Here is a 24,878-nt window from a genome sequence, read left to right as displayed (position 1 = left end):
TCCCTCTCAATCTCTAAAAAGATTCTGTCTCTCTACTTTCTCCTCGAACATCCTAGTAAATTATTTTACCATTAACTTGAAGTTAAAACAATGAGGATAGAAGAAAGTATTAAGAATATCTCCCTGACTCTACTTCCATTTGTAACCGGCGTAAACCCAGGTTTCTACAATAATCAAGTAAGGAGTTCATATCCCATTGTATTTGTATTTCACTTCTGTTTTCAATTACTTGAATACTACTTACTAGAGTAGCAAGTTTCTTAGATAAGAACCCTTCATCTTTCCCATTTTCTAATTTTTTCTTATAACGATTAAATTCCTTTGGCAAGGTTGGAAGGTTATCATAGATAGATTCAACCGTTCCATACTTTTGCAATAATTTTTGTGCACCTTTTTCCCCTATTCCAGGTACTCCAGGATACTCATCTGATGTATCTCCCATAAGACCTTTAAGGTCAATCATCTGAAAAGGCTGAAGTCCATAATTTTGATAAAAAACATCTCTATCAAAGAAAACGTCCTCTTTCCCCTTCCTACAAATTTGAATGACTTGATCTGTTACTAATTGAAGTAAATCTTCATCATTCGATAACAAATATACTTTCATATGAGATTCCAATTGTTTAGCCAGTGAAGCTATTAAATCATCCGCCTCATACATTTCTTCATCTGCAAAAACAGATACATTCATTGCTTTTAGCAGCTCCTCTAATAAAGGGAATTGCTCTTTAAGTTCTTCAGGTTGAGTATTACGAGTTCCTTTATAGCCTGGGTACAAATTTTCACGAAACCCTCTAGTTTTATCAAAAAATACCGCTAAATGCGATACATTAAGGTCCCGTTTATACTTCAACATCATCTGTAAAAACATATTAACACCATTTGTGTATTTACCATTTGGTGACTGCTTCATCGACTCTCTTGTCGCATAAAATGCTCGGTTTAATAAATTATTCCCATCGATTAAAAGAGCCGCATTATCACTTACATCTTTTTCCTCATGGGAAACCAAATCAAATATAGACATTTGCATATGTTCTTCCTCCTCAAAAAAGACTTAATTGGGTCATTTCATCCCTATTACTAATTTTTTTCTCTTCCTTTGAATCACTTGAAGAAAATAAATCCTGTTGAACAGGTTGTTTAACTATTTTCTTAGTTACTGGTTTTACATTCTTAGAATGTTTACGTTGATAACATCGACAATAGTTTTTAACTTCCAGATCACTCTCTTGGTAATAACAAGCGCCTTTACCCATATTACATACATTCCAAAAAGAGCAGCACCCGAAACCCGCTTTACTAAATCCCGTTTTTGTTGTGCTATTACTGGGATTCATCATATTCCTCCTTAAAAAATTTATAGAGCTGAAAACACAAAAAAGCCCTATAACAATCACCAATGAATGTGGATTCCTCAATTGGTAACTCTTATAGAGCCTTTTATAACTAGTTTGACCATCCTGCGTAGGTTGGTAATAAAAATTAAAATATATATGTAATATTATAGCACGCCTATTAAATATTGGTACAATATTTTTAAATATCATGTTATCATAAAGCTATACTTTATGAATTTTATTCCTTTCCACCCTAGCGGGAGGAAATTACTTTTAACGAGAAGCATTCCTTTGAATGATTATTTGTGTTTATCACAAATCCATATTCAAAGGGGTGCTTTTCTTATTTTTTAAGGAGAGTGAGTTAGATGCTGAGTAAGCTGAAAAAAGTTTTAGTATGGGCCGTTATTGCTTATCCTCTATCGTGGTTGATAGAAAAATTATTAAAAATTCCTATATTTGAAACCTATCAAAGTTTCCTACAAATCTCCTACCAGTATTTATATCAATGGTGGGATTGGTTGCTTATCCTTTTACTCTCATATTTAATTTCCAAAAACATAGCTGAAGTTAAATATGAAACAATGGAATTAGTAAGACGGAATCGCCTTCTTAGTGAATTAGAAAGATGGGCCGAAACACCTTATGTTCCACCTCTAATGTTTTACTATTTAATGAATCCACCTCAAGCTGTTTCAGGTGACTTAAGAAAAATTACGGATAACCGATTTTATCAGATGGTGGTCAGTTTCTTTAGGGACAGAATTTATATTCATGGACAAATACAAAGAAAACTACCAATAGAGCGTCCCTCTTTATGGAAAGTGATTGGAATTAAGGATCTATTCATTACACTGGCAGCCTTTAGTATTGGGTTCCTCTGGTTCTCTTTTGTAACTCTTCATAGTATGGATAATTGGATTAGTGGCTGGGAAAGATTCACCATACCAGGTGTCATCTACTTTGCCCTATACTCCTCTATGAAATTACAAGGTTACTTAGAAATGAGATATAAAAAAATAAACCAAACCATTAAACAACATTTCGGAGAAGTAGAGCCTCAAATTTTGTGGAGAGAACTGTTCCCTGATCAAGAGAAAGGAAAAACCATAATTTCTGCGTGGGAAGCGGAGCGGGAGAAAAGACAGCGGTATACGAATATGTTACAAGGGAATGTATTTGTTTCTGAAATCATTCAAAATTACTCTAACCCAGCTTTAGCTCCTTATCCATACCCTTCTAAGGAAATTCCTGATTGGGCTGAAAGCATGGAACATTATACTGAAGAAAAGCTGCAGGAGTGGGCAAAAGAGGAAAAGAAACAAACAATAAAATCAAGGTCAAAAAATTCAAACGTCATTGACCTAAGTAAACGGAGAAAACAAACTTTTTAATAGGATCAAATTTGATCCTATTATTTTTTGGAAAATTTGCGAACAAATGAGCCCTGTGTTACAAATATATTAAACAATCTATTGATTGTATTGACTAAACAAAAGGACGTGTTTTTTATGAATAAGACTGAATTAGTAAATGCGGTTGCTGAAATAAGTGAACTATCTAAGAAGGATTCTAACAAAGCTGTAGATGCAGTTTTTCAGGCTATTGAAGATGCATTAAAAAATGGAGATAAAGTTCAATTAATAGGTTTCGGAAATTTTGAGGTTCGTGAAAGAGCAGCTAGAAAAGGAAGAAACCCTCAAACTGGTGAAGAGATTGAAATTCAGGCTAGTAAGTTGCCTACTTTTAAACCAGGAAAAGCGTTACGCGATGCCGTCAAAGTGGAAGCTTAAAGTTTCAATTATTCCAGATTAATTGACTAAAAGATTTGAACATGATAACTTAATATTACTCCTTAAAAAGTTTTTGGGTTTGAAAAAGCAAAAAAACTTTTTGACGAAAATCCCCATGTAGCGGAAACTACATGGGGATTTTTCGTTTGCATGATAATTCTTTATCTTTTCATTTAGCCAACTCGGTATTGTTTCACTTAAAGCGCCATTATTTATTATCCAAATAGTATCCATAATAAATGGCAGATTAGTTTTCCTTTAAATTTCTTAATAATGACAGTTCAAAAGATGTCCAACCTTCTAAGTGATTCAACAACTCTTGTTTACTATTTAAGGTTTCTTTCCACTCATAATGACCGTAATGCTCCATTAACTTTAAAGCTAACTTCCTTTCTGAATAAGGAGAAAGTTTATACTCATTAAGAACAGTTTCTTTTTCCTCCTTTGTATAATCTTTTAAATCAGCATCCATATATGTCAGTGTGTATATTCCGTCCTGCAAAGGTTCAATAATAATAAATAAATAATTTGTCCCTTTTACTTTACTCCCCCACTTATTGGGTTCAATCTGACTCCATCTTGTAAGCGTATTTTGTCTCCAATTCATATTAACAACCCCGCTCCTATAGAAAATTTTAAACAAGAGGTAACTCTTCTAGTTGTCGAGAATATGGCTCTTGGCAGCCTTCATCTCCTGGGAATTTCCCATTTGGATCAGGTAGAATTAAGCGTAAAACTTTGCGATTGCCATCATGAAATTCTTTGAATAAGACATCAAAACCTCTTAATACTTGACCAGCTTTCTTATCAGATTCAAATACTCTTCCTTCTTTTATCTGATTTACCATCATTCCAAGGATAGGATCTATCGTTTTGGGATTCAACGGTAAAACAACTTGAAAATCTAGATGGTCATAGTTTTCTTTAAGTCCGTGTGTATGATAGTTACATAGACCCCCAAACTCACAAAGCTCTGTTTCAAATACATAATGTACAGTCCAATTTGCCATTTTTAATTTTCCTCCAAGTGTTTTCAAATTTGTTTTATTCAAAAAACACCTATCAGCTACTCACTGATAGGTATCTTAATTAATTGACGAAACGTAAAGATTTTCGCCCTTTTGAATAAGAGATTAATTGATTTAATTCTCCTGTTTCATCTTGCTGCAACCACTTATCTAAAGTGGCTGATTTAGCCGATAAAGCCTCTTTTATATCCAATCCGTAACGAATTGCATAATCAACAAGAGCTTCAACATCTTCACATTTAGCCTTGGGCTCTGATGCCTGATGTACCCAACTACCAGCGCCAACCTTTACAGGATCGTTTTCCTCCACCCATTTTTTAAGACCATTTTTCATGTTTTTTAAAGCCGTCTCTTGAGCTAATATAAATGCTCCGATTTGTTCTGCTTCCTTAATAGAAGTGGGCTCACCTGTACTTGGAAGTCCATTCAACAATGTTCCTGCACAGCGAGAGACAAACGGGCAGTAATCACATTTTGAGCGATCCTTACACATTTCCCAATCCTCTAAGACATCTGGATTTTTCGCTTCAATTTGATTAATTGTTCTTACTAACCAATTCCTTGCTTCTGTAAGCTTATCTACAGTTAAATCAACAACTGTATCGTTTTCAGGATCCAACCGAGGGAAAATCAGCCTCCCCTTAAAGTTGCTGCCTGTATATTTCAATTGCTGATATAACCACCCATATAAAGGGAGCTGCATATGCGTTTCAGCTGAAAAAGCATGCCAACTGGTTTTATAATCCCATAATTCAATAAGGTCCTGGGAGGGATCATCAATTATCAAATCAATATATCCGTGGACAATTCCTTTGGTTGTTTTTATTTCTAAATGAACTTCTGATGAAATTTCGGCATACTCAAGATTCGGAATACGTTCATACGCTTTTCGTAACATATAGAGCAAGAAACTTGTTTTTTCGCCTTCAGGCAAGCCTTCATTAACCCCAATTGAGTAATATAAAGCCTCATGAGGGGAGTATCCTTCCTTTACCATTAAATCAATGGCTGTGTGGAATATTTTCCCTATACGCATAGGGTAAGCCGATGGATACGGTAATTCTAAAATGTATTTATAGTAGAATTGTCGTTGGCAGCCTTCAAACATTGACAAGCGTGAAAAACTCCACTTTTTGATTTTCTCTTTTGTCTTTTGTTCAATTAATGGTTCGTTTTGAGGAATAGCAGTCATTTATGAACTCACCGCCATTAACTCCTCAGCATCTTCAAAATTATTGTCCCAAACTAAACCTGTTTCATGATGCCTAAAACCATAATCAAGTAAAATCGAAAACTTTAAATCAGCCAATAATGGAGACTTTAACTTAGATATTATCCAGTTTAATATTACAAGAATACCTGTTGACTTCCCATTCAAGTTGGTAATGATGGGAACAATACTATAGCCTGTATACTTCCCATCCGTTATACAAATTTGGCTAATTTCCTTTCCATTCTCCGTTAGAGAATAAATTGCTGTGCCATTGTTATAAGTAGTTTCAATTAACAATGGAATCCCTCCTTAAAAAGTATTTGAAAAGCAAAAAAAAAACGCTTTTCAGAAAAAGAACAACAAACCATTTCTGGCATTAATAGTTGTTCGCTTTCTAAAAAGCGCTTTTAAATACAAGTAAATTCTCCCGCTTGGGTGAATGTAAAAAATAAATAATAAAGATAGATTAATATTAACATAAAATCCCCTTATTGTAACTATTTTATATTAAAGAAGAAGCCTTCTCTACTTTAAATCTATAGAGAAAGCTCCTATTAAATAATATTAATTAAAGGCCTTACTACTTTTGTATTAATACGATTTTATTTATAAATTTCGTAAAGAGTGAATTTAAAATCATCTTTTGGAAACAAAATAAATACCTAAATTAATAAAAATAGTCATTATTAATGTGAAAATTAAAGAACTCAGAGCGAGTTTCTTCATAAACAGGTTTATTGTTAAACCATCTGCTGGTTGACTGATGAAGATTAACAATAAAATCACCATCACAAAAAATGATATGGCATTCACTAATACATAACTCTTATAACTATTAAACATTTATTTACTCTCTCCCTCCATTTTTATAGTTTGGAATAAATATCTTCCATTACTGAATCTCCAAGCACATAGCTGTTAAATACAATTTCTAGTACTTCTTCATCAGTCATGCTGCTATTTCTTTTACACAAATCTTTATAGACCATATTTAACAATCGGTCCTGGTTAACAAAGTTTTTCATTTTTTCCATTTTAAATAATGGCATACGATAACCCCATTCTTTTTCGAGCGTTACATTAATCCCGCTCCAGGTTAAAATACAAACATGAGCTGTTCCTTCCCTGTTTTTCGGTCATCTGAAGCAGCAATCTTAATCTTTTCTTCCACTTCTTTTTCAATACTTTGAAATAAAGCTAAACGTTTCTTACTTTCCCTCATTTCAAGAAAGACTTCGTTTCTTTTATGAATCTCCTCTATACGTGCCTTTTCAAAGGAAGGTAGCTTCATATTGAAAGGTGGATTCGTCATTACTTTTTGAGGTTGAATTTCTCGTGACATGGCCTGTACAATTTTTATTTGTAATTCTTTATCTAATGTCTCCCAAGGCTTTTCTAATTCATCCTCAAACTGATAGATTTCATGTTTTTCTAAATCTATAGCCCCAAAATATACTTCGACAAATTCACTATCTTCTAGAAAAATAGATTTTGGACAAGAAAACTCACCTAGAAGACTATTTCCATTGAAAATTCGAGTATCTGTGTTAAACTCATAATATCTATTTATCGTTAAAGTTTTTGGATCAGCATGAATACCAACAACTGGTCTTGGTACATAAAGCATTGAAGGCTTATAAAAAAAAGCTTGAATGGCTGCAGCTCGAACCATTATATGATTTAGATCAGCTGCAACAATATTAAGACTTGTTGATGGTAAGGTCATAGCACCAGTCCCAACGCAAGGTTCCCATACTGTATCGATAAAAGAACCTTCATCTTCTCTGTCATTACATTCTAAAATTTTATTCATAAAAATTGTGACGTGTAGGGGAGTTGGAAAATAATCGGCAACTCCTGACTGGCCATTTTCAGCTAAAAACATGCTGAAGTAGTCGCTAGGAAATTCATAAAACTTACTGAAATCAAAAGTTTCATATAAATGTTTCCAACTTTTTTCATCAATAGATGGTTTTTTAAACCATGATAATCCAATAGCATAACCAATCCATTCGAGAAACTCATATGCCCTTAATCCGCGATGGGAGAGCGGCTCATATGATTTTTTCATCATTTTCCTTACTTCATCATTTCCACTAGGACTCATATCAATTTTCGGAGTTGGATCTCCTAACTTCCATTCCCCTTTTCCCAAAATCGAAAGCCAGTTAAACCAATTGCTATGGTAAATAGTATCTGCAAATAAACAAATGCCACGAGCCCATCCAAAATGATATGAATCTTCAATCGATCTTGGAAATGGAACGAAAAGAGGATGCCCCATTATTTGAACTATTTGCTCTTTCTTTTCTCCAACTAATTCTTCTATGTTATATCCCATATTTTCACCTCAAAAATAAAAGAGTCCTCTAATAATAGAGAACTCCTTACTTAGTTAATTACTCATTCATTTTTAATGTACTATTGTGTCTTTATTGGGTAAGGACAAAAATTCTAAGAAATGTCTAAATTGACGATTAATAGAATTTAAAATGATCCCTTCTACCTCTAACCAATATTTTTTATATTCCTCTTCCCTTCCTTGCCAATAACTTAATTCAAGTTTGTGAGGATGGATTTCTCTTTGATAAAGGAGAACACTTTCTAAATAGCCTAACCCTTCGCAAAAGGATTTAATGCATTTCTCCTGTGCATAATCGCTGTGATTACGGAGAGGGCCCTTTAATAAAGATCTCACCTTTTCTTCCAGATAATTTTGTAGTTTTTCATTTTTAAACGTACTTTTACTCCAATTCAGAGCATCCATCAGTTCAACCTCATTTCCAATTTACCGTTCAATGACATTTCCATCAGAATCCACACATTCTGGATCAACCCCCAGGGGAATTTCCAAACAGTGTTTTTCATCTTCAGCAATAAAGGCAAGAACATAAACTTCGTCATCTCGATATGAACCGATTTTGATATGAGTAATGGTTTTACCAATAAGATTCTCCTCGTAATACTCTTCCAATGGCTTAAATTCAGAATCTAACTCTATTCCTTCATAATTTTCTTCTTCACTACTCCAACGATAATGACTTGTTACAGTCCTTTCATCAGACAGTATAATGTCTGCGGAAACATAATAATTAACATCCACTCCCGCTACGCTTAGAATTTTCCTTCCTATAAGGAAAGAATACTCCTTTAATAAATCTTCCTCATGCTTTGAGATAAAACGTTTGATCGCACTCCATCTTGAAGCACTACCCATAATAAATTCCTCCTTAAAAAGTTTAATTGCATAATAGAGAGCAAAAAAAACACGCCTCTATTTAAATGAACAACTAATAACTGCAATAAGCAGCATTCAAAAGAGTTGTATCACTTAAATAAAAGCGCATTTAACAATTAGAAAATTTCCCCTGCATAGGTGAAAGTGAATATAATATATGAAATATAAACCAATCATATCATAATATTCCACAAGATTATATATAACAAAATAGATTATTCTTTTAATTGCTTTATATAAAAAAGCCTATCAAATAAAAAAAATTTGATAGGCTTTTTGTTTAATTAGTTTTAACTGGTAAAACTAACTGAATCATAGTTGGATCATTTTCAGTCGAGATAATAAAGGGTCTTAATGGACCTGTAAATTCTATTTTCACTTTTTCTGACTCAAAAGCTTTTAGCGCATCTATTGTAAATTTAATAGAAAATGTTAGTTTTAAGTCATCCCCGTCAATTTCAATATCCTCTAAAAATTCCTCAACTTTTCCTACTTCAGGGGAAGTAACTGTTAATACAGCCTGTTTATCTTTTACCTCTAAAGTAGCTACCTTTTTCTTCAATTCAAATAAATTACAACGGTCTAGAGCAGCCATTAATTCTTTAAGATTGATATTTAAAGTAGTCGAGAAGGAAGTAGGAATCAATCTTGAAGTATCCGGATACGACCCATCTAATAAGCGTGAATAAAACAATAAATTATGAGTTTTGAAGAGTGCTTGATTATTAGTAAGAATAACCTCAATTTTCTCTTCTGGATCCTCAATAATTTTCGATAATTCTACTAATGCTTTTGCTGGAACTGTTACTTGACGTTCCTCTTTTCCAGTAATCTTCAACTGTTTTTGTGCTAATCTATGAGAATCTGTTGCTACGGCTTTAAAACCATCTTTAAAGGATAAATTCACTCCTTGTAAAATAGGTCTTGTTTCTGATGCTGCAACAGCAAAAGCCGTCTGCTTAACTAGGATGCTTAGGTCAGAGGCTGAAAGAATAATATCCTCATCTCCTTCAATTTCAGGAAGATTTGGATACTCATCAGCTGGCATCCCGTTTAGGCTGAATATAGATTTACCGGAGGAGACTTTTGTAACGTTATTCTGGTCAACCTCAATTAATACGTCATTACCTGGCAACTTTTTAACCACGTCATTTAAAAACCTTGCATTTAATACGACAGTTCCCTCACTTGAAATAGTTGCTTTTTCATCCCCACCTTGTTCAAGAGGAATCTTTCGTTCAATACTAATATCCCCATTTGAACATATGAGGATAATTCCTTCATTACTGGTGGAAATTTTTACACCTGATAGAATTGGTAACGAAACTTTTCCACCGATTGCCCTCGTTACATCTGACATTGCCTTAATAAAGACATCTTTTTGAATTGAAACTTTCATATTTAAATCTCTCCCTAAAAAGTTTTTGGTTTATTGGTTTACTTACCATTCATAAGTTTGGAGGAACAATAAAGTGAAGTTATGTTCCTCTTCGTTGCCCCAAAGCCGACCGGGAACAGATAATTTTGCACCCTGTCGGCGGGGTTAAGAACTTTTACTTACAAATCAACCGTTTTAACAGTGTTCATCTTTCAAAAGGGCAAATCATCGTTAATGTCGATTTGACCACCTCTGTTTGCAAAGGGATCCTCATCAACAGATGAATACCCCTGGTTATGCTCACGTTGATGTGAGTGATTATTTTTGGTATTATTATTTAAATTACTCTGATCACTTGAGTTTTCTTTGTTTTGTGAACTACGTGATTCCAAAAATTGAACACTCTCAGCTAAAACCTCAGTGACATACACTTTTTTTCCATCTTGACCATCAAAAGACCGTGTCTGAATTCTTCCATCAACACCAACAAGACTACCTTTTTTACAGAAATTAGCAGTGTTTTCCGCAGCTTTTCTCCAAACAACACAATTGATAAAGTCAGCTTCTCTTTCACCTTGTTGATTTGTAAATGTACGATTTACTGCAAGAGTAAAAGAAGCAACTGCTACTCCATTTGGGGTGTATCTTAAATCAACATCCTTTACCATACGCCCGACTAGTACACAGCGATTCATCATCTGAAACATCTCCTTAAAAAGTTTTGTTTTTTAATTCAATTCGCCTGTTTAGGCGCTTGTAAGAATTTTATTTCTGTAATTTCTACTTCAAATTTGATCATTGGCTGACCATCTTTTTTATAATTTGAACTTCTCCATTTACCATAAATGGACACTTCTTGTCCCTTGACTAAGTAGTTGGCACAATTAATAGCTTGCTGATGCCAAGCCACAATGGGAAAAAAATCAGTTCTATTTCTTTCTCGGTCCTCTACAGCAAGTACCATTTCACAACGAGGTTTTTCCCCTGAATAAACTAATTTAGGCGCCCGTGTTAATCGTCCAATTGCGTGGAAATTTTGCATTGGTAATCCTCCTAAGCAATATGATAGAGCTCTTTTAAGTCTACCAATTTGCGTTGGCCGGTGCGTAAATTAATTTCCATAGGTAATTTTTTAGAACCTTGTAACAAATCATCAAGCCCTTTACCGTCTTTAATATCCCAGGTCCAAAGGTAACAATCGATTCCCAACTTCATAACCTCCTTAGCAAACTCCGTGAGTTTATCAAAGAGATTCTGCTGTTTTTTCTGTGATTTCACACTATCGTCTTCCCGTTTGAGCGAATCCATATCATAGGCCAAAATAAATTTTTGGGTTCCCCATTCACTTAATAAAGGTAGAACTTCTCGGAAATTCCCTACCCCTGGTATACCTATTACGGTAGCCCCAAGCTTATTAGCGGAAATTTGTGCCTTATGTTCTCCCTCACTGCCTATAACTACCTGAACATTGTAGATATCTGACAGTTCAGTACCGATTTCCCAAATTCTTACTTGAGAAACTGGGGGAGCGATATGAAGTGGTGATCCACTGGATACTCCATTTTTTCGCAATTGATACTTTTCTTTTTCAATAGCTGTATTATCGTAGGAGCTGAACCAAAGATATTTTGGTTTGCCTTCATCACGACGTACACGCAATCGAATAAATCGCCCCTTTCTATCTCGAACGGGAATAAAGTATCCTTTTGCTGCAGTAATGGTCCAAACCCAGAATCCTCTGCCCTGCGGATCTTCTTCAACTAGTTCGCGGGGATACTGCACTGCTAAATTTTCAGGAACCAACCGTTGAACGAATCCTGGTACCCTTTCCAAAGGATAGTTTTTCGTAACCAACTGATAGAGAATCTTCATTAATTCTTCACCAGTAGGGACTGAACGAAATCCAAGTGTGACTACTTCCTCTTGAGAATACTGCCGCTCCTTTAACCATTCAACAGCATGTTCTTTCCGTATAGGACACATGGATAAGAAAGCTCGATAAACCTTGTCACAAATCTCATCTGACTGCGGCTCAAGTTCTTTTACTTGTTTCCTTCGTGGTGAATAGGTACCTCCCGATGGATTTACAGTTTGACCATCTTCATACTTAATGGGAATGCCTAATAATTGAGCAATTTTTTCAATAACAATAGGAAAGTTCTTTCGATCTTCTTTATTGTTTTTGTCGTATGCTCTTCCATATTCATGCCAATAATAATATGAAAAAACATTTGATCCTTTTGCGCCACAACCGCCTCCACCAAAACAGGTGAAAATATTCTTGTTTGGCTCAATATAGGTATCAGGGGTTTTTTCATCATGTCCAGGATTAGGACAATATACTTGATGTTGTTTTCCAACCCTTCTTGGATGATCTCCAAATGCATTGGCTAAATCAAGAATGGATGCTTGATTCACAGCTTCGATGGTTTCTTTGCTGATAAAAGCCAAATTCCTCCCTCCTTTTTTTATTACTCCTTATTGGGTTTGAGTGCAAAAAACAAAAAAACACCCCTAGAAAAATCGAACATTCGTATCATGAAAAAAGATACGTTCGATCACTCTAGGAGTGTTTCTCTAAATCGGATACAACTATCATCCCGCATGGGTTGATAAAGGAAAATAAGAAATTATATGAATACTATACCATATTATTCTTTATTTGATAAACAATTTTTAATCATAGAAAAAGAGAACCATTGTTGAGTCAATTTAAATAGATTTAATTATTTATTATTAATAGAAATATATACATTTTTTAAGTGAATTATTAATATCTATTATTATTTCTTTGACCAGTACCACTTTTAGAACAATAAGATTTAGTACCTTTAATAACTTTTTAATAAAAACCTTGTTATATCAATGCCTTCAGCAAAAATAAAAAGCCGTTTAGTCTCGACAGTTCATTTTCACATAACTTAATTCTTATTCAGATGTAAAAATTTTTAAATAACATGCTAGTAATATGAATCAACAGTATACGAATACAATTCCCATAAGTAATCATTTAATCACAACTTTTCTTTGCAATTCACAGACGTTTTAGCGATAAAAAAATAAAGGAACTGGTCACAGTTCACTTTATTACATAAAATATATAGCTAATATCAGGTTCATAATTGAGTAAAATCACTTAGATCAATAGGAAGTGGAGGTTTAATCTGAGAAAGATACAGCACAAAGCACACTCGCCCTCAGAGCCAGTGTTGTCTTAAAATGCCAAACGTTTATTTTTTTGATTATCTGAATTTATTGCAAAATAGGAAACCAGTGATTCTTGCATTTGGGTTAAGAGTTTTCCACGCTCTTTCTTTTCAACGGCAGCATTCCCATTATTGGACAACCAATGTGAAAGAGTTGAAAGCTTTTCAAGTATGCTGTGTTTCAAATTATTTCGTTGTTCTTCTCCATCTAACGGAGCTGACCAACCTCTCTTTTCCTTTACTGCTTCATTGTCTGGATCCTGTGCAATGGCTTGAATATCTTCATTCAATGTATTGACGCGGGCAACCACCCATTCTTCACACCAGTTTTCTAAAACCAAAGCTATGTGAGAAAGGAATTTATATTTTTCTCTGATCGGAGAAATAAAATTACGGACCTCTAAATAGTCAACCTCACGTTCTTGTTCTTGAGAACAAATATCTTTATGTAGATGCTCCATCTCTAGCAAACTTCTAACACTTTCTGCTTGGTGAGAATATTTAGTCATTTCTTCTAATGCTAACTCATATACAATGGAACTAAAATAAGCAGATACCTGTTTGGGTTCTGATAACTCTTCCTTTTTGGAATTTAAAGCATGAGCTAATTTTACGATGGCCGCATTATAAATAAAACGTGCCAGCTGCAACATCTCATTTTTTGCATTAGAAATAACACCTTGTTTTTTCGCATTTTCTTTTTCAATGCGTAGCAAGGAGTTATATATAAATTTTCCTACCTTTTCTATTTCAATGCAAAATGCATCAGGTAGAAACGATTGATAGCCTGCTTCAAATAATTTCTTTCGCAGCATGAATCTTTCCGTATGATTATTTTTAAAGTTATGTAATGTTCCAGGTTTAAACGTTAAAATAACCAATTCTTCTCGTGTAAAGACATTACTAGCTAACGATACATTTACTACTTGGTTCAGTTTAGAAGAATTAATCTCCTCAATAGCTGCTGATAGTCTTTGTTTTGTAAATGGGAGGATACTTTTATTTTTTGTGTTAGGAACAATAGTGTCTACTGGAATTGATATAAGTTCAGATTTGGATGTAGACATACGAAACGCACCCATTAAAACAAGTCTTTTTGCATTAATAGGCAATTGACGAAATTCCTCAGTATAAAAGAAGTTGTATTTTTTGCAGTATCTATCTGTGTTTTCGTTAAAGTCTAAGTTCCCTGTTTTCCCTAAGTTAAAGCGGTAAACATCCCCATCTATTGCTCTTTCTGGAACAAACACAAATCTTCCCTTAGCTTTTGAGGTAAATTTCCTCATCATCTCTTTCATATATTTCTTAGTAGTACCAATTCTTTCAGCTATTTCATTCATTGATACTCGTACATGGCCATCCCAATCAGTATTTAATAAGGAATAGAGACAGACATCAAACTCAGTTGAAGACACGTTGGTTAATAAATATCGATAAGTTTCTTCATAGATCATGTCTGTCCCGCTCCTTTCCCAAAATTATTTGTCTATTTGTGTAATAATTTGCTAACAAAAGTACTATATGTAGTAGTGAAAAGCATTGCTTATATTAAAGAAAATGATATAATGTAAGTAACAGTTAAATAAGGCAATAAGAAAGACGCCCTCGAAGTGTTAATTTTTTTTCGAAGGTTTTTATTTTATTTAGTTTTAAAGTTTTAAAGTTTTAAGTTTAAGTTTTGGTAAAAGACTCTTGAATTAGATTGTTGGTAGCAAACTAATTCACCTGTCTATCAAAATTGGTAGTTTTGATGGACATCCATTTTAAATTCCAGTCGGTCCGTTGGTAGCGGCCGGCTTTTTTATTTTATATTTTAAGAAAAATAAAAAACGCATCATATCATCAACCGAGATAAAGAATGCGTCAAATAGCCCTAGAAAAGTATACACTTATCCCGTTAAGGATAGACGTATCTATCTAGAAATCTCGGTTGTTTCCATTCTACCATAACCTACTAAAATAGTAAAAGAAATTTTTGGTACAAAGTGGTTGACTTCCTTCTTCTATCCAATTATAATAGGGGTAACTTAATATTATATCTCGGTTGCGAAGGCCCTTTACCTCTGGTGAAGGGCTTTTGCTTTGTCTATTTTATTAAAATTGTTGCTAGATTTCTTAAGCCAATAGAGTTTATATCTTGGCTGGTTATTTCTAATACTTTTAATAGAATACTTCGTAGATCCTTACTTTTTGATTCTTCAAATGCTGCTTCCAGTGCCTCAATTTGATAATGAATAAAAAAATCATCTACCCCTGTACTAATAAAAATATTTTGAAAGTGGCTAATCAAATGTTCTTTAGAAATACTTTTAGCCTTTAAAGCTTGGTCAATATCCTCTAAGGAAACTGTTACCATAGTACAAACTTACCTCCAAGATAATGAAAAAAGGCACACGGGTAGTAGGTACCCATGTGCCTGGTGCTTCCAGATTTTTCACATTCATTTTGCTATAAAGTTGTCTTTATTATCCTTAATAGACTTCTATTTGTCAAGATGCCTTTATGGAGGGATAACTATTCTAGCCTATTTACGATGGCTTTCATCACTTCTAAATTATTCCCCTTGTCTTTTATTTTTTCGATAAAATCCAGATAAAGGATAATAATCACTTCTTCGATTTGCAAGGAGTGACCAGCAAGATAAGGAGTTAAATCGTGTAAAAAGACCTCACCTCGTAGTAAAGCAGCTTCCTTGATCTTTAATGTTATATAGGCATGCTGTGATTCTTCTTCGGGTGTTATGGAGACTTCTTCTTCTACAGTTTTAAATGTAAATAGATTTGTATTCACTCTTTTCATAATGCGTTTTTGACTAGTTGGAGGACTTAAATACTGTTGTTTTTTACTAACTAAATAGTTGGCCATATTTTCAAAACTTACGCCTTTTTTAATCTGGGATAAAAAATCAATATATAATATGTCGATCAATTGATTGATAGAAATATCTATAGATTCTTCTTCCTCTTCATATAAATCTACTATATCCTCAATGAACACCTTTCCACGTAAATATTCATATAGGGGCAATTTTAATTCTATAAAACGATATTTGGAGGTGAAAAAATTATCAAACCAGCTTTTCTCACCGATATTTGAGAGCTTTTTCTGTAATAAGTTTAGTTGACTAAATGATTTTTTCAATATCCCCACCTCTTTCAACCCACGCCAAACCCGCTCTCATCATCAGATAGACAGTTTTTCTATCTGAATACCCTTTTCTAATGGCAATCCCATAGGAGCCTCCAATTTCCCTGTATTCAAGCTTTAAAAGGTTCGTGTGCATGTACCTTTTTGAATCTACATATTCTAGGTCCCAATCAACCATTTCTTTATGATTAAGGACGTACCTAAGAAGAAGAGTATTGAATTTAGTTTGAGAAAGCGGCTTTTGATATTTTTGTTTATAGAGTGGTTCGAGCTGCTTGCAAAGGGTTCGTAATTTCATATGAAATAGGTGATCCACAGGGAATTTTACATTATGCTGCTTGTCCCTTCTTTCAGCTCTAACTTTTACCGGTCGTTGAACTTTAATCTTTTCAGGAGTGTACTGATTCAATTCAGCAAAGAGCGGGTTAATATTATTCATAAAGGACCCTCTTTTCTCATGGTCATTTTTCCAATTTATATCAATATAAGAGTCTATGAATAAATTTAGAACCATTTTTGAATAAAAAATATGAACCTGGCGAGAATGAGTAACAAATAGGTTATATGAGGGTGAGAGTAATGAAGAAGAAAAAAGAAGAAAAAGAGATAAAAAAGAAATTCCTAGAGGGAATGCTCAATGCAAATAAAAAAACGGGTTCCAAAGTAGTGAAAGTAAAAATCAAATAGCTGGTATATTAAAAAGACAGTGTACATTCAAGTGCACTGTCTTTGCTTTTCAGGGAATAGTTGCTATGGTCACATAAATACTCCAATCTGTACCAAGTACTTCTCCACTAGGAATTTGAAATATATCAACGTTTATCCTTGGATCGAGATTCTTATAGTAACCTTCCATTTTTAGGTGCAGAAGTTGCTCAAACGAATATGATGATCTGTTCGTAACATTGTAATCTTTAAGGATAGAAAAACCTTTTTCATGATGGTCATAGCCTTTTATAAAAGTGGAATAATTACTTCCTGGTAATGTCTGTGGATGCCGCATAAAAAAGATTTGATATTTAGGGCTGGCTACTGATAATTCTAATAAACCATCTACATCTTTTTTAATTTCCTTATCCAAAAAATCAATAGGATGACCCATTAATGCAAAACCCACTGTACTCCATTTTAATTCTATAACAAGAGAAGGATTATTCCTTAACTGATAGGAACTATGAATAGAAATGTCGTATCTATCCCATTCCGGAATAACAAGTTCATTTGGATTCTTCGTTCCTATTTTTTTTTGAAGTCTCATGATAAGTACGTCTCGCATATAGTTCTCCATGCTGCTTTGAGCCAAGCGAAATGCAAATTCATCTGTTTGGATTTCTGTAATTCCCTCAATAATACTTTGAAGTTCTTTAGGCTTAAACACGATTTATCTTCCCCCAATATTAATAATTCTTTGAAAATTATACCATTTCTAATAATAAGGGGGAGGAAGTTTATTATAGATTATTAGTTAAACATAATATCAATTTTTGTGATGCAAACTTAAGCTACTGGTGACTGGCAGAAGGTCTTTTAACCTTTATTACCAAACAAAGTTCATTTTTTATCTGATCATATGCAGACAGTGCTTCTTCAGTAGTCATGTTGCAAAATCTTTGGATCTCTTCTACTGAAATTTCATCTACTAGCCAATACGTAAGAGGTTCCTTTGTTTTACGCCAATATTTAATTAAATGAAAGAGTATATCCTCTTGCTTATCAATTTTAACACTGTTTTCGACAGTAATTGACTCTTCCTTGGTTAAAGCATAATCCGATGTAATGGCCTTATAAGTAAATCCACCAATGGAGGTAACAGATCCCTTTCGTTCCTCAGAATAAACAATATTTCTTCTAATTTGTTCATAGGAAAAAGCATTAAAAATATAATCAAATAAACGCTCATTTACTTCTAAATCTTTCAGTCGGTCTTTTAACTCTTTTTCTTCGGATTTCTCAATGATTGTGGCAATATGCTGCTGTTTTGGTATGGTTCCCTTTTTACCATTTATACGAAATATTATGCCAACAACTTTTCGACCCTTCTTTTCTTCTTCAAACGTAAAACTAATATCTGTTTTTTCTGCTAATTCTTGTTGTGCTGCATTTATTACTCTGTCCTTAAAGTGACCATATTGTTTATATTTTGTTTTTTCAATTCCAAGCTTATCGCGAAGCTCATCTATCGTAAAACTTCTCTTTTTAAGGTTCTCGTATTGCTTTAATAGCTCATAAATACGAATAGAGTAAACGGAATTAAGTTGTATGACATTTTCTAATTGATATGTAGTAAATCGCTCTTTTAACTGTAAAAAGAAGTCTTTTAAATCGGGATTAAACTTTAATATGACTGTACCTTCTTGATCTTCATAAATAGAGGTAACCAGCCAGTTGGCTATCATGGTCCTGTTCCCCTTTTTAAATTCAACCGTCTTACTTTGCAATCCCTTTACGACATTTTTTATGTAAGAGTACATACTCGTTTGACTACCTACACCCATTTTCTCAATTAAGTCGGTTACTCGAAACTTGTAGGGCTTAAAATCTTCGTCACTTGGTTGCACTTTGCTTGCTGTAATTAATAAGATCCTTTGTTCCTGCAGAGTAAGTTTATATTGTGACTCAATAATCGAATTTGACTTTGTGATCCAGTCTTTGGTATCAATTTCATAAATATCTGCATTTAATTTTTCCATCATTTGCGAAGCTTCCCCCTGGATATGCAATCTATCAAGTGTATCTATCACTAAACTTACACTTTGTGATACTAAATATCAATCAATATTTAGCGTTATTTTTGTGATAGTTCAGCGTTATTTTTGTGATACTTAATATGATTAATCCCATTAAAAGACCGTAGAATCAACCATTTTTCGATAAATTTTTCCAAAAATGAGCATGTTTTTTTCATTAAAGCAATATATTTTAGACTGTATTTAGTCTGGCGTTATATTTGTGATGATACATAGTATTAAAGTTAAATTTGTGAGGGTTAACGTTAATTTTGTGATACTTACACGTTATTTTTGTGATAGTTTGCGTTATATTTGTGATTGGAAAAGTTAAAAAAGTGATAGATTCAGTTATATTCGTGATACTTAACGTTATTTTTGTGATATTAAATGGCTATAAAGCTATCTCTATCAGCGTTTTAAGACCCTATAAAACATATAAAACATTAAAACATTATATTAAAACAATATAAATATATATAAAACAATAAAACATATGCGCTAATGTATATATTTATTATTTATTATTTATTTTTTTGTTTTATTACTAAGCAGCAAGTTATTATCATTAACTATTTTTATAAGAAGGTTAATTTTAGAACCAAAAAAGGAATAGAACTATGTTCCCGGCTGTAGCCCCTTTGTTGTTCATTGATTTACAACTACAACCAACCTCCCTAAGTGATTCCCCTTAAACAAAAAACACGCTAATTCAGCGTGTTCAAGAATTCTTATCCTTATCTTTAAATTGTAGAACGGCGATTACCAACATCCCAAAGCTAATCATCAACGACAACGCTTCAAACGTCTCCATCCATACATCGCCTCCTTACCTTCAGCCTTCCCAGATTCCAGCTTGTCCTATACAAGCGAAAATAAGTTGGTTATTTGTACCTAATATCTAATTTCGTTAAGTATTCCAATCCAAAAGATACAGGAAAAGCTGTTGGTATCATGGGAGTTCTGAACATCGTGGGTCGTTTTGTGATAACAATCATGGGATACATTGTAGATAGTACAGGCGGGAACTATAACATCGCCCTTATGTTCTTAGTATTATTCCCATTTATAGGGGCAGTTAGCTACGCAGGGTTATTCCGAAATGATTACTTTGTAGTTTGCATAATATTATTATCAGCAATTATATTTCAGTATCCAATTAATCTTGCTAACAAAATGCTAGCTATACTCCCCGCTTATTCCCCCAAATATACGTATGCAGCTGCGGAAGCACTTTTACATTATTTAGATCGCTGTCTTCTACCACTTTATCAATCAGCCAAGTATATTTTTCTATTAATTGATTAACAAGCGTATCTTGATCTGCTGTCGTAATATCATCATTCCCCACCTGTAAATAGAACGGAACATGAGGATAGCGCTCATGAACTTTCTTTGCATAAAGATAATCTTCATCATCAAAGATAACTACTTTTAGACTCATTTGGTTCAATGGAAGCTTTCCAATGATCTCATCTAATACGTCAAAATTCGTTTTCATCTTTGAGCTTGGTGGTTTTGGGGAAATCGTCAATTCATCGATTTCGTAAAACCAGTCCTGCCATTTGCTGCCTTGGGTTTCAAGTCCAATTTTAATTGAATTTTTCTTTAACAGATGAATCAATTCATTCAAGTTTTTCAATAAAGCAGGATTTCCTCCTGAAATGGTAACAAATGAAAATCGGTCTCCTCCAACTCTTTTGAGTTCAGCCCAAATTTCCTCTGCATCCATTTGTTTGATTAAATCCTTGCCAGAACCGTCCCATGTAAAAGCAGAATCACACCAAGCACATGAATAGTCACAGCCTGCTGTTCTGACAAACATGGTCTTCTGGCCAATAACCATTCCTTCCCCTTGAATCGTTGGTCCAAAAATTTCCATTACAGGTACTTTACTCAACGCTCATCCACTCCCTTCTTGCTTCTGCATAGCTAGTTGGAGTTTCATATAATCGAACAAATTCAACCCTTGCATCGCCCTCGTTTTCTTGGCGATCTAGACTTTCTTGCATTTTTTCATAGATCCAAACAACCATATTCTCAGCTGTTGTATTCATTGGCGGCAGTGTTTCGTTCAGATATCGATGATCTAAATAAATTTCGATGTCATTTTTCCAAATCTCTTTAATATCACCGAAATCGATTAATAACCCACGATCATCTACAAAACCGCTAATGCCAAAGATTACTTTATACGTGTGCCCATGAAGGTTTTTGCACTTTCCTTCATAGTCATGTAAGTGGTGTGCGGAATCAAATGTAAATTCTTTACTGACTAGCACACGCTTATTATGATACTTCAATTGATCTCTTTTAATATCAACATCTATTTTTTGGAGTTTGTCAACGATGCGAAAACCATACATAATCTAAAACTCCCCTCTTTCCAGTAAATACTCTTCTAAACCATTTTTTCTGAGTATACAAGCCGGGCATTCGCCACAGCCATCCGCAATAATCCCGTTATAGCATGTTAAAGTTTTTTCACGGACAAAATCGAATGCGCCAAGCTCATCAGCAAGCTTCCATGCTTCTGCTTTATTTAACCACATTAATGGGGTATGAATAACAAAGCCCTGTTCCATTGACAGATTTAATGATACATTTAAAGATTTAATGAAGACGTCACGGCAATCAGGATAGCCACTGAAGTCTGTCTCACACACGCCTGTAATGATATGCTTAGCCCCCACTTGACTTGCCAATACACCTGCAAAAGAAATGAATAGCAGGTTCCTCCCTGGAACAAAAGTAGATGGGAGCTCCCCATTCTCTCCATCCTTCACCTCGATATCATCCCTTGTTAATGCATTAGGTGCTAATTGATTTAATAGACTCATATCCAAAATATAATGTTTGATCCCAAGTTCTTTTGTTATGTTTTGAGCACATTCAATTTCGGAAACATGTCTTTGATTATAGTCAAATGTAACAGCAACGACTTCTTTAAAATTCTCTAATGCCCAGAATAAACATGTTGTGCTATCCTGGCCTCCGCTAAATACGACAACGGCTTTATCATTTTTCATGTTAAAAATCTCCTTTTAAAAAGAAAAAACAGCTCCACTAAGAAAGCAGACCTGTTTTCCTTAGTTTTTTTGAGAGGGTAGCTAGAACCTCTACCGCATTTGCGGATTTTATATATCATTCATCAATTATTATATCAGATAAAAATTTCAAAACATTAATGCAAAAAGAATCGAACTATTTAGAAGGTTTTGCAGTCCAATTTTTCGATGAATCGCTTTATTCGCTCCACTGCTTCTTGAAGCTGCTCCAGCGACGTTGCATACGAACAGCGAATATGGCCCTGACCACTCTCACCAAAGTCATTTCCAGGCACAACGGCTACACCTTCTTCGATTAACAATCTTTCAGCAAATTGTTCTGAGCTTAGTCCTGTTGAATCAATGGAAGGAAAAGCATAAAAATCCCCTCCTAGAATATGACATGTCAAGCCGATTTCATTAAAGGATTGCACAATATAATTTCTGCGGCGGCACCTTAAATAAGTATAGTTGATTAACCAGTTTATATGCATAAGAAAAGAGGATATTTGCTCATATATTGAACAAATATCCTCTTATTATTTTAGTCTATTTAATATATCCCCTGTTCATCTATCCTTTTTATTTTTTTTTACATTCACCTTAAAAATAAGGCCGCATTAAATAATAAACTGTAATTGTCCTTGGTTATTTGCATAAATATCTTGGTTTCTTTTTGATTCAAACCAGGCTAGTTTATTATTTAGATATTTAATCGAGGCACTAATCTTTTTCTCTTTTTCAACTTTTTGTAACCATGCTTGTCCGTCTACTGAATAAAGATTGGGACAAGCATTAATAATATAGGGATCCAAAGTGCCAAGCAAATGGAAGCTCTTATCTTGATACTTACTAAGGATATTGTTTACTATTTCAATTCTAATATTTTTAGTAAATCCTTTCACTTTTGATGCGGCGGTTCCACCAATAGCGATATAATCACATTTGGCAGCATAGTAGTCTAAAATGTCATAGTCAAGAGTATTGGGAACGAGCTGTTGCTGGCCCTCTTTGTTTACTTGGAAATAAGTTGCCTGATAAACAGGTATAACAGGTAAACCTAAAGCATCCATGATGCGAAAGGCAAGTAGGGACTCCTGGTTATCCCCTAGTCGGTCAAACGCAAAACAATAATCATATAAGCCTCTATTCATCCATAAGAAGTTTAAGTATTGTTCAAATAGATTAAATTGACTCTTATCTTCTACATATGCATCTTCATCAAACTGGCTAAACCACCAATGAGAAAACATCACCAAATCCTGGTCATCATGAATATTAAATGTGAATCCATCTTCCTCCCTCATTTCTTGATATGTATTTATCATTTCCCATAAGCCATAATCAGTGTCCTTAAAGGTAAAGGATCCACAATCTATATACAGCGTTTCAGGCCTATACCCTATTCGATCTAATAGATTATGTTGAAGATGCTTATCTTCCTTGTCATTTCTCCACATAGCAAAAGAAGCTAAGATATGTGGTGGTTTTACAGCCTTTAAACATGTAATTTCGTCTTCCCGATAAGAAGTGGCAAAAAGCATTTTTCCATTATTAAAAAAAGTGTTCATATTAACCTCTCCCGCTCATTTTATAAATAAAAAGACAGAATGGGTTACCATCCTGTCTTTGAATAATTACTCTTTAGTTATCTAAGTTTTGCTGCAAGCTTTCTAAATGTTTAATGATAATTGTCCATCATCAAACGAGCTATTTTCAAACTCAACAAAACATCCGCAGCCTGCAATATCAAATTTATCAATTTTTTTAGGACTCTTTCCTAGATCCCTCATAAATTGAGTAAGAGGATAAGGCTTACCGCCTTTTTTCATAAAACTATAATGTCTCAAGTTCATGTGTTCTGTATACACTTTTCTGTGCGGTTTAGAAGCCCTTCTTCTTACTGTTCTATCAGCTTTATTAATGATAAATATATACTGATTTAAGTAGCTGTATTCAGGAGTAGCTGTTATACAGGGATGTACATAAACCTTGGGTTTCTCTGCTCTACCGTAGAAATAATCGCGATAAGCGTCATCCAATTCGGAATATAATGATTGACGAACATCTTCATCCCAGCCATCTCTGCCATCGGATTGAATGGCTTTGATATAACGGTAAGAAGATACATATAGCTTTAGATAATGTTCTTCCTCCATGTGTTTCTTGAATTCATTTGGCATCTTTTTAGCGAAGTTCAGGTAGTGCCCAGCACCAGCTTTGACACATTTAGCAGCACAATTATTGTGACTAAAACCTAACCGATACAACTCTGGCAAGAGGATTGAATGACGTTCTAATACCTCATTGTTATCAATGAAATTTTCGATTAAAGGAAACTCGGTAGTGTAAGGAAGCCAGTTGGTTTTTATCGAATTTTTCCGGTGAGCTTCAAAAAAATCAATACCGAAGTACAATTTAGCGTTCGTTGTGAAGTCACTATGTTTAAGAAAATGCTTATTATGCCACTTTTCTATTTTAGGGACAATCCCCTTCTTTAGATAATCACTTGCTACTTTCATTTTAAGCAGCTTGGAACAATCGGCAAAACGACTGTTATATACCAATTTCTTCTCAAACATGAGCTGAAGCGGAGTTATACCAGCTGAATGAATTAACATAGGCAATTCTAGCTTATCCGATACTTCATAGATAAATCGGTTCAATTGTATCCTGTCAATAGCTTGGGCGGAATTTGTTAATCCAAATTTTATCAGGGTTGTAAGAATATCGCCCAAATAATATCGGGCAAAATAATTATA

At 34.1% G+C, this 24,878-nt stretch carries 28 protein-coding genes, 1 pseudogene and 1 riboswitch; of the genes and pseudogenes, 2 read left to right on the top strand and 27 right to left on the bottom strand.

Annotation, left to right across the window (positions count from 1 at the left end; translation table 11 throughout):
- Positions 1-109: 109 nt before the first annotated feature.
- Together AR328_RS15700 and AR328_RS15695 are read right to left on the bottom strand one after the other, a co-directional pair.
- Positions 110-1,033, bottom strand: a complete 924-nt coding sequence (locus AR328_RS15700; protein WP_066297472.1) for a 5'-3' exonuclease — start codon at positions 1,031-1,033, stop codon at positions 110-112.
- 13 nt (positions 1,034-1,046) lie between these two features.
- On the bottom strand, positions 1,047-1,340 hold the full coding sequence (locus tag AR328_RS15695) for a hypothetical protein (RefSeq protein ID WP_066297470.1): 294 nt from the start codon (positions 1,338-1,340) through the stop codon (positions 1,047-1,049).
- 368 nt (positions 1,341-1,708) lie between these two features.
- On the opposite strand from AR328_RS15695, the gene AR328_RS15690 reads away from it, so the two are divergent.
- Positions 1,709-2,734 carry a hypothetical protein gene (locus tag AR328_RS15690; protein ID WP_066297462.1) on the top strand — a complete coding sequence of 342 codons (1,026 nt, stop codon included), beginning with the start codon at positions 1,709-1,711 and terminating at the stop codon, positions 2,732-2,734.
- Positions 2,735-2,851: 117 nt separating this feature from the next.
- Entirely contained in the window at positions 2,852-3,133 is a 282-nt protein-coding gene (locus AR328_RS15685) for an HU family DNA-binding protein (protein WP_066297461.1), read from the top strand.
- A gap of 247 nt (positions 3,134-3,380) precedes the next feature.
- On the opposite strand, the gene AR328_RS15680 is transcribed toward AR328_RS15685, so the two are convergent.
- The 25 genes and pseudogenes from AR328_RS15680 to AR328_RS22860 form a co-directional block, all read right to left on the bottom strand.
- Positions 3,381-3,740, bottom strand: a complete 360-nt coding sequence (locus AR328_RS15680) for a hypothetical protein (RefSeq protein ID WP_156422705.1) — start codon at positions 3,738-3,740, stop codon at positions 3,381-3,383.
- Between the two features lie 28 nt (positions 3,741-3,768).
- Positions 3,769-4,143, bottom strand: coding sequence for a DUF4262 domain-containing protein (locus AR328_RS15675; protein WP_066297456.1), 375 nt, complete (start codon positions 4,141-4,143; stop codon positions 3,769-3,771).
- A gap of 79 nt (positions 4,144-4,222) precedes the next feature.
- Positions 4,223-5,353, bottom strand: a complete 1,131-nt coding sequence (locus AR328_RS15670; protein WP_066297451.1) for a PD-(D/E)XK nuclease family protein — start codon at positions 5,351-5,353, stop codon at positions 4,223-4,225.
- On the bottom strand, positions 5,354-5,671 hold the full coding sequence (locus tag AR328_RS15665; RefSeq protein WP_066297449.1) for a hypothetical protein: 318 nt from the start codon (positions 5,669-5,671) through the stop codon (positions 5,354-5,356). It lies immediately after the preceding gene.
- A 569-nt stretch (positions 5,672-6,240) separates the two neighbouring features.
- Entirely contained in the window at positions 6,241-6,423 is a 183-nt protein-coding gene (locus AR328_RS15655; RefSeq protein WP_066297443.1) for a hypothetical protein, read from the bottom strand.
- A gap of 47 nt (positions 6,424-6,470) precedes the next feature.
- Positions 6,471-7,715, bottom strand: coding sequence for a hypothetical protein (locus AR328_RS15650; protein WP_066297442.1), 1,245 nt, complete (start codon positions 7,713-7,715; stop codon positions 6,471-6,473).
- Positions 7,716-7,787: 72 nt separating this feature from the next.
- Positions 7,788-8,141 carry a hypothetical protein gene (locus tag AR328_RS15645; RefSeq protein ID WP_066297438.1) on the bottom strand — a complete coding sequence of 118 codons (354 nt, stop codon included), beginning with the start codon at positions 8,139-8,141 and terminating at the stop codon, positions 7,788-7,790.
- 21 nt (positions 8,142-8,162) lie between these two features.
- Positions 8,163-8,591 carry a hypothetical protein gene (locus AR328_RS15640; RefSeq protein WP_066297430.1) on the bottom strand — a complete coding sequence of 143 codons (429 nt, stop codon included), beginning with the start codon at positions 8,589-8,591 and terminating at the stop codon, positions 8,163-8,165.
- Between the two features lie 301 nt (positions 8,592-8,892).
- Positions 8,893-10,011 carry a DNA polymerase III subunit beta gene (dnaN, locus tag AR328_RS15635; protein ID WP_066297427.1) on the bottom strand — a complete coding sequence of 373 codons (1,119 nt, stop codon included), beginning with the start codon at positions 10,009-10,011 and terminating at the stop codon, positions 8,893-8,895.
- Positions 10,012-10,202: 191 nt separating this feature from the next.
- On the bottom strand, positions 10,203-10,688 hold the full coding sequence (ssb, locus tag AR328_RS15630) for a single-stranded DNA-binding protein (protein ID WP_066297425.1): 486 nt from the start codon (positions 10,686-10,688) through the stop codon (positions 10,203-10,205).
- Positions 10,689-10,723: 35 nt separating this feature from the next.
- Positions 10,724-11,032 (bottom strand): single-stranded DNA-binding protein, encoded by a 309-nt coding sequence (locus AR328_RS15625; protein WP_066297419.1) that lies wholly within the window; start codon positions 11,030-11,032, stop codon positions 10,724-10,726.
- Positions 11,033-11,043: 11 nt separating this feature from the next.
- Positions 11,044-12,441 carry a CHC2 zinc finger domain-containing protein gene (locus AR328_RS15620; protein WP_066297415.1) on the bottom strand — a complete coding sequence of 466 codons (1,398 nt, stop codon included), beginning with the start codon at positions 12,439-12,441 and terminating at the stop codon, positions 11,044-11,046.
- Positions 12,442-13,204: 763 nt separating this feature from the next.
- Positions 13,205-14,650: a hypothetical protein gene (locus AR328_RS15615; protein ID WP_066297413.1), complete on the bottom strand. Its 1,446-nt coding sequence runs from the start codon at positions 14,648-14,650 to the stop codon at positions 13,205-13,207.
- A gap of 632 nt (positions 14,651-15,282) precedes the next feature.
- Positions 15,283-15,552 (bottom strand): hypothetical protein, encoded by a 270-nt coding sequence (locus tag AR328_RS15610; protein ID WP_066297411.1) that lies wholly within the window; start codon positions 15,550-15,552, stop codon positions 15,283-15,285.
- Positions 15,553-15,710: 158 nt separating this feature from the next.
- The gene (locus tag AR328_RS15605) at positions 15,711-16,337 is read right to left on the bottom strand and encodes a hypothetical protein (RefSeq protein ID WP_066297409.1); all 627 of its coding nucleotides are present in this window, start codon (positions 16,335-16,337) and stop codon (positions 15,711-15,713) included.
- On the bottom strand, positions 16,321-16,782 hold the full coding sequence (locus AR328_RS15600) for a hypothetical protein (RefSeq protein ID WP_066297403.1): 462 nt from the start codon (positions 16,780-16,782) through the stop codon (positions 16,321-16,323). Before AR328_RS15600 ends, AR328_RS15605 begins: the two co-directional genes overlap by 17 nt.
- 297 nt (positions 16,783-17,079) lie before the next feature.
- On the bottom strand, positions 17,080-17,721 hold the full coding sequence (locus tag AR328_RS15595; protein WP_066297401.1) for a hypothetical protein: 642 nt from the start codon (positions 17,719-17,721) through the stop codon (positions 17,080-17,082).
- A gap of 124 nt (positions 17,722-17,845) precedes the next feature.
- A complete protein-coding gene (locus AR328_RS15590; RefSeq protein WP_066297399.1) occupies positions 17,846-19,036 on the bottom strand; it encodes a replication initiation protein in 1,191 nt (396 codons plus the stop codon).
- A 754-nt stretch (positions 19,037-19,790) separates the two neighbouring features.
- Entirely contained in the window at positions 19,791-19,883 is a 93-nt protein-coding gene (locus AR328_RS23515) for a putative holin-like toxin (RefSeq protein WP_335354603.1), read from the bottom strand.
- A gap of 369 nt (positions 19,884-20,252) precedes the next feature.
- Positions 20,253-20,969 (bottom strand): 7-carboxy-7-deazaguanine synthase QueE, encoded by a 717-nt coding sequence (gene queE, locus AR328_RS15585; protein WP_066297391.1) that lies wholly within the window; start codon positions 20,967-20,969, stop codon positions 20,253-20,255.
- Positions 20,962-21,435 (bottom strand): 6-carboxytetrahydropterin synthase QueD, encoded by a 474-nt coding sequence (queD, locus tag AR328_RS15580; protein WP_066297389.1) that lies wholly within the window; start codon positions 21,433-21,435, stop codon positions 20,962-20,964. The genes queE and queD overlap by 8 nt, the downstream gene beginning before the upstream one ends.
- 3 nt (positions 21,436-21,438) lie before the next feature.
- On the bottom strand, positions 21,439-22,098 hold the full coding sequence (queC, locus tag AR328_RS15575) for a 7-cyano-7-deazaguanine synthase QueC (protein WP_066297387.1): 660 nt from the start codon (positions 22,096-22,098) through the stop codon (positions 21,439-21,441).
- A 54-nt stretch (positions 22,099-22,152) separates the two neighbouring features.
- A riboswitch (PreQ1 riboswitch) is annotated at positions 22,153-22,195 on the bottom strand.
- Between the two features lie 82 nt (positions 22,196-22,277).
- Positions 22,278-22,568, bottom strand: a pseudogene (locus tag AR328_RS15570) (aminotransferase class I/II-fold pyridoxal phosphate-dependent enzyme); the annotation flags it as partial.
- Between the two features lie 168 nt (positions 22,569-22,736).
- On the bottom strand, positions 22,737-23,687 hold the full coding sequence (locus AR328_RS15565) for a hypothetical protein (RefSeq protein WP_066297376.1): 951 nt from the start codon (positions 23,685-23,687) through the stop codon (positions 22,737-22,739).
- 102 nt (positions 23,688-23,789) lie between these two features.
- A partial coding sequence (locus AR328_RS22860) for a hypothetical protein (protein ID WP_066297373.1) occupies positions 23,790-24,878 on the bottom strand: 1,089 nt, incomplete at its 5' end.

The sequence above is a fragment of the Bacillus sp. FJAT-29937 genome, assembly GCF_001509555.1.
Lineage (GTDB): Bacteria > Bacillota > Bacilli > Bacillales > Cytobacillaceae > Cytobacillus.
This window is presented reverse-complemented; position numbering and strand designations above follow the sequence as displayed.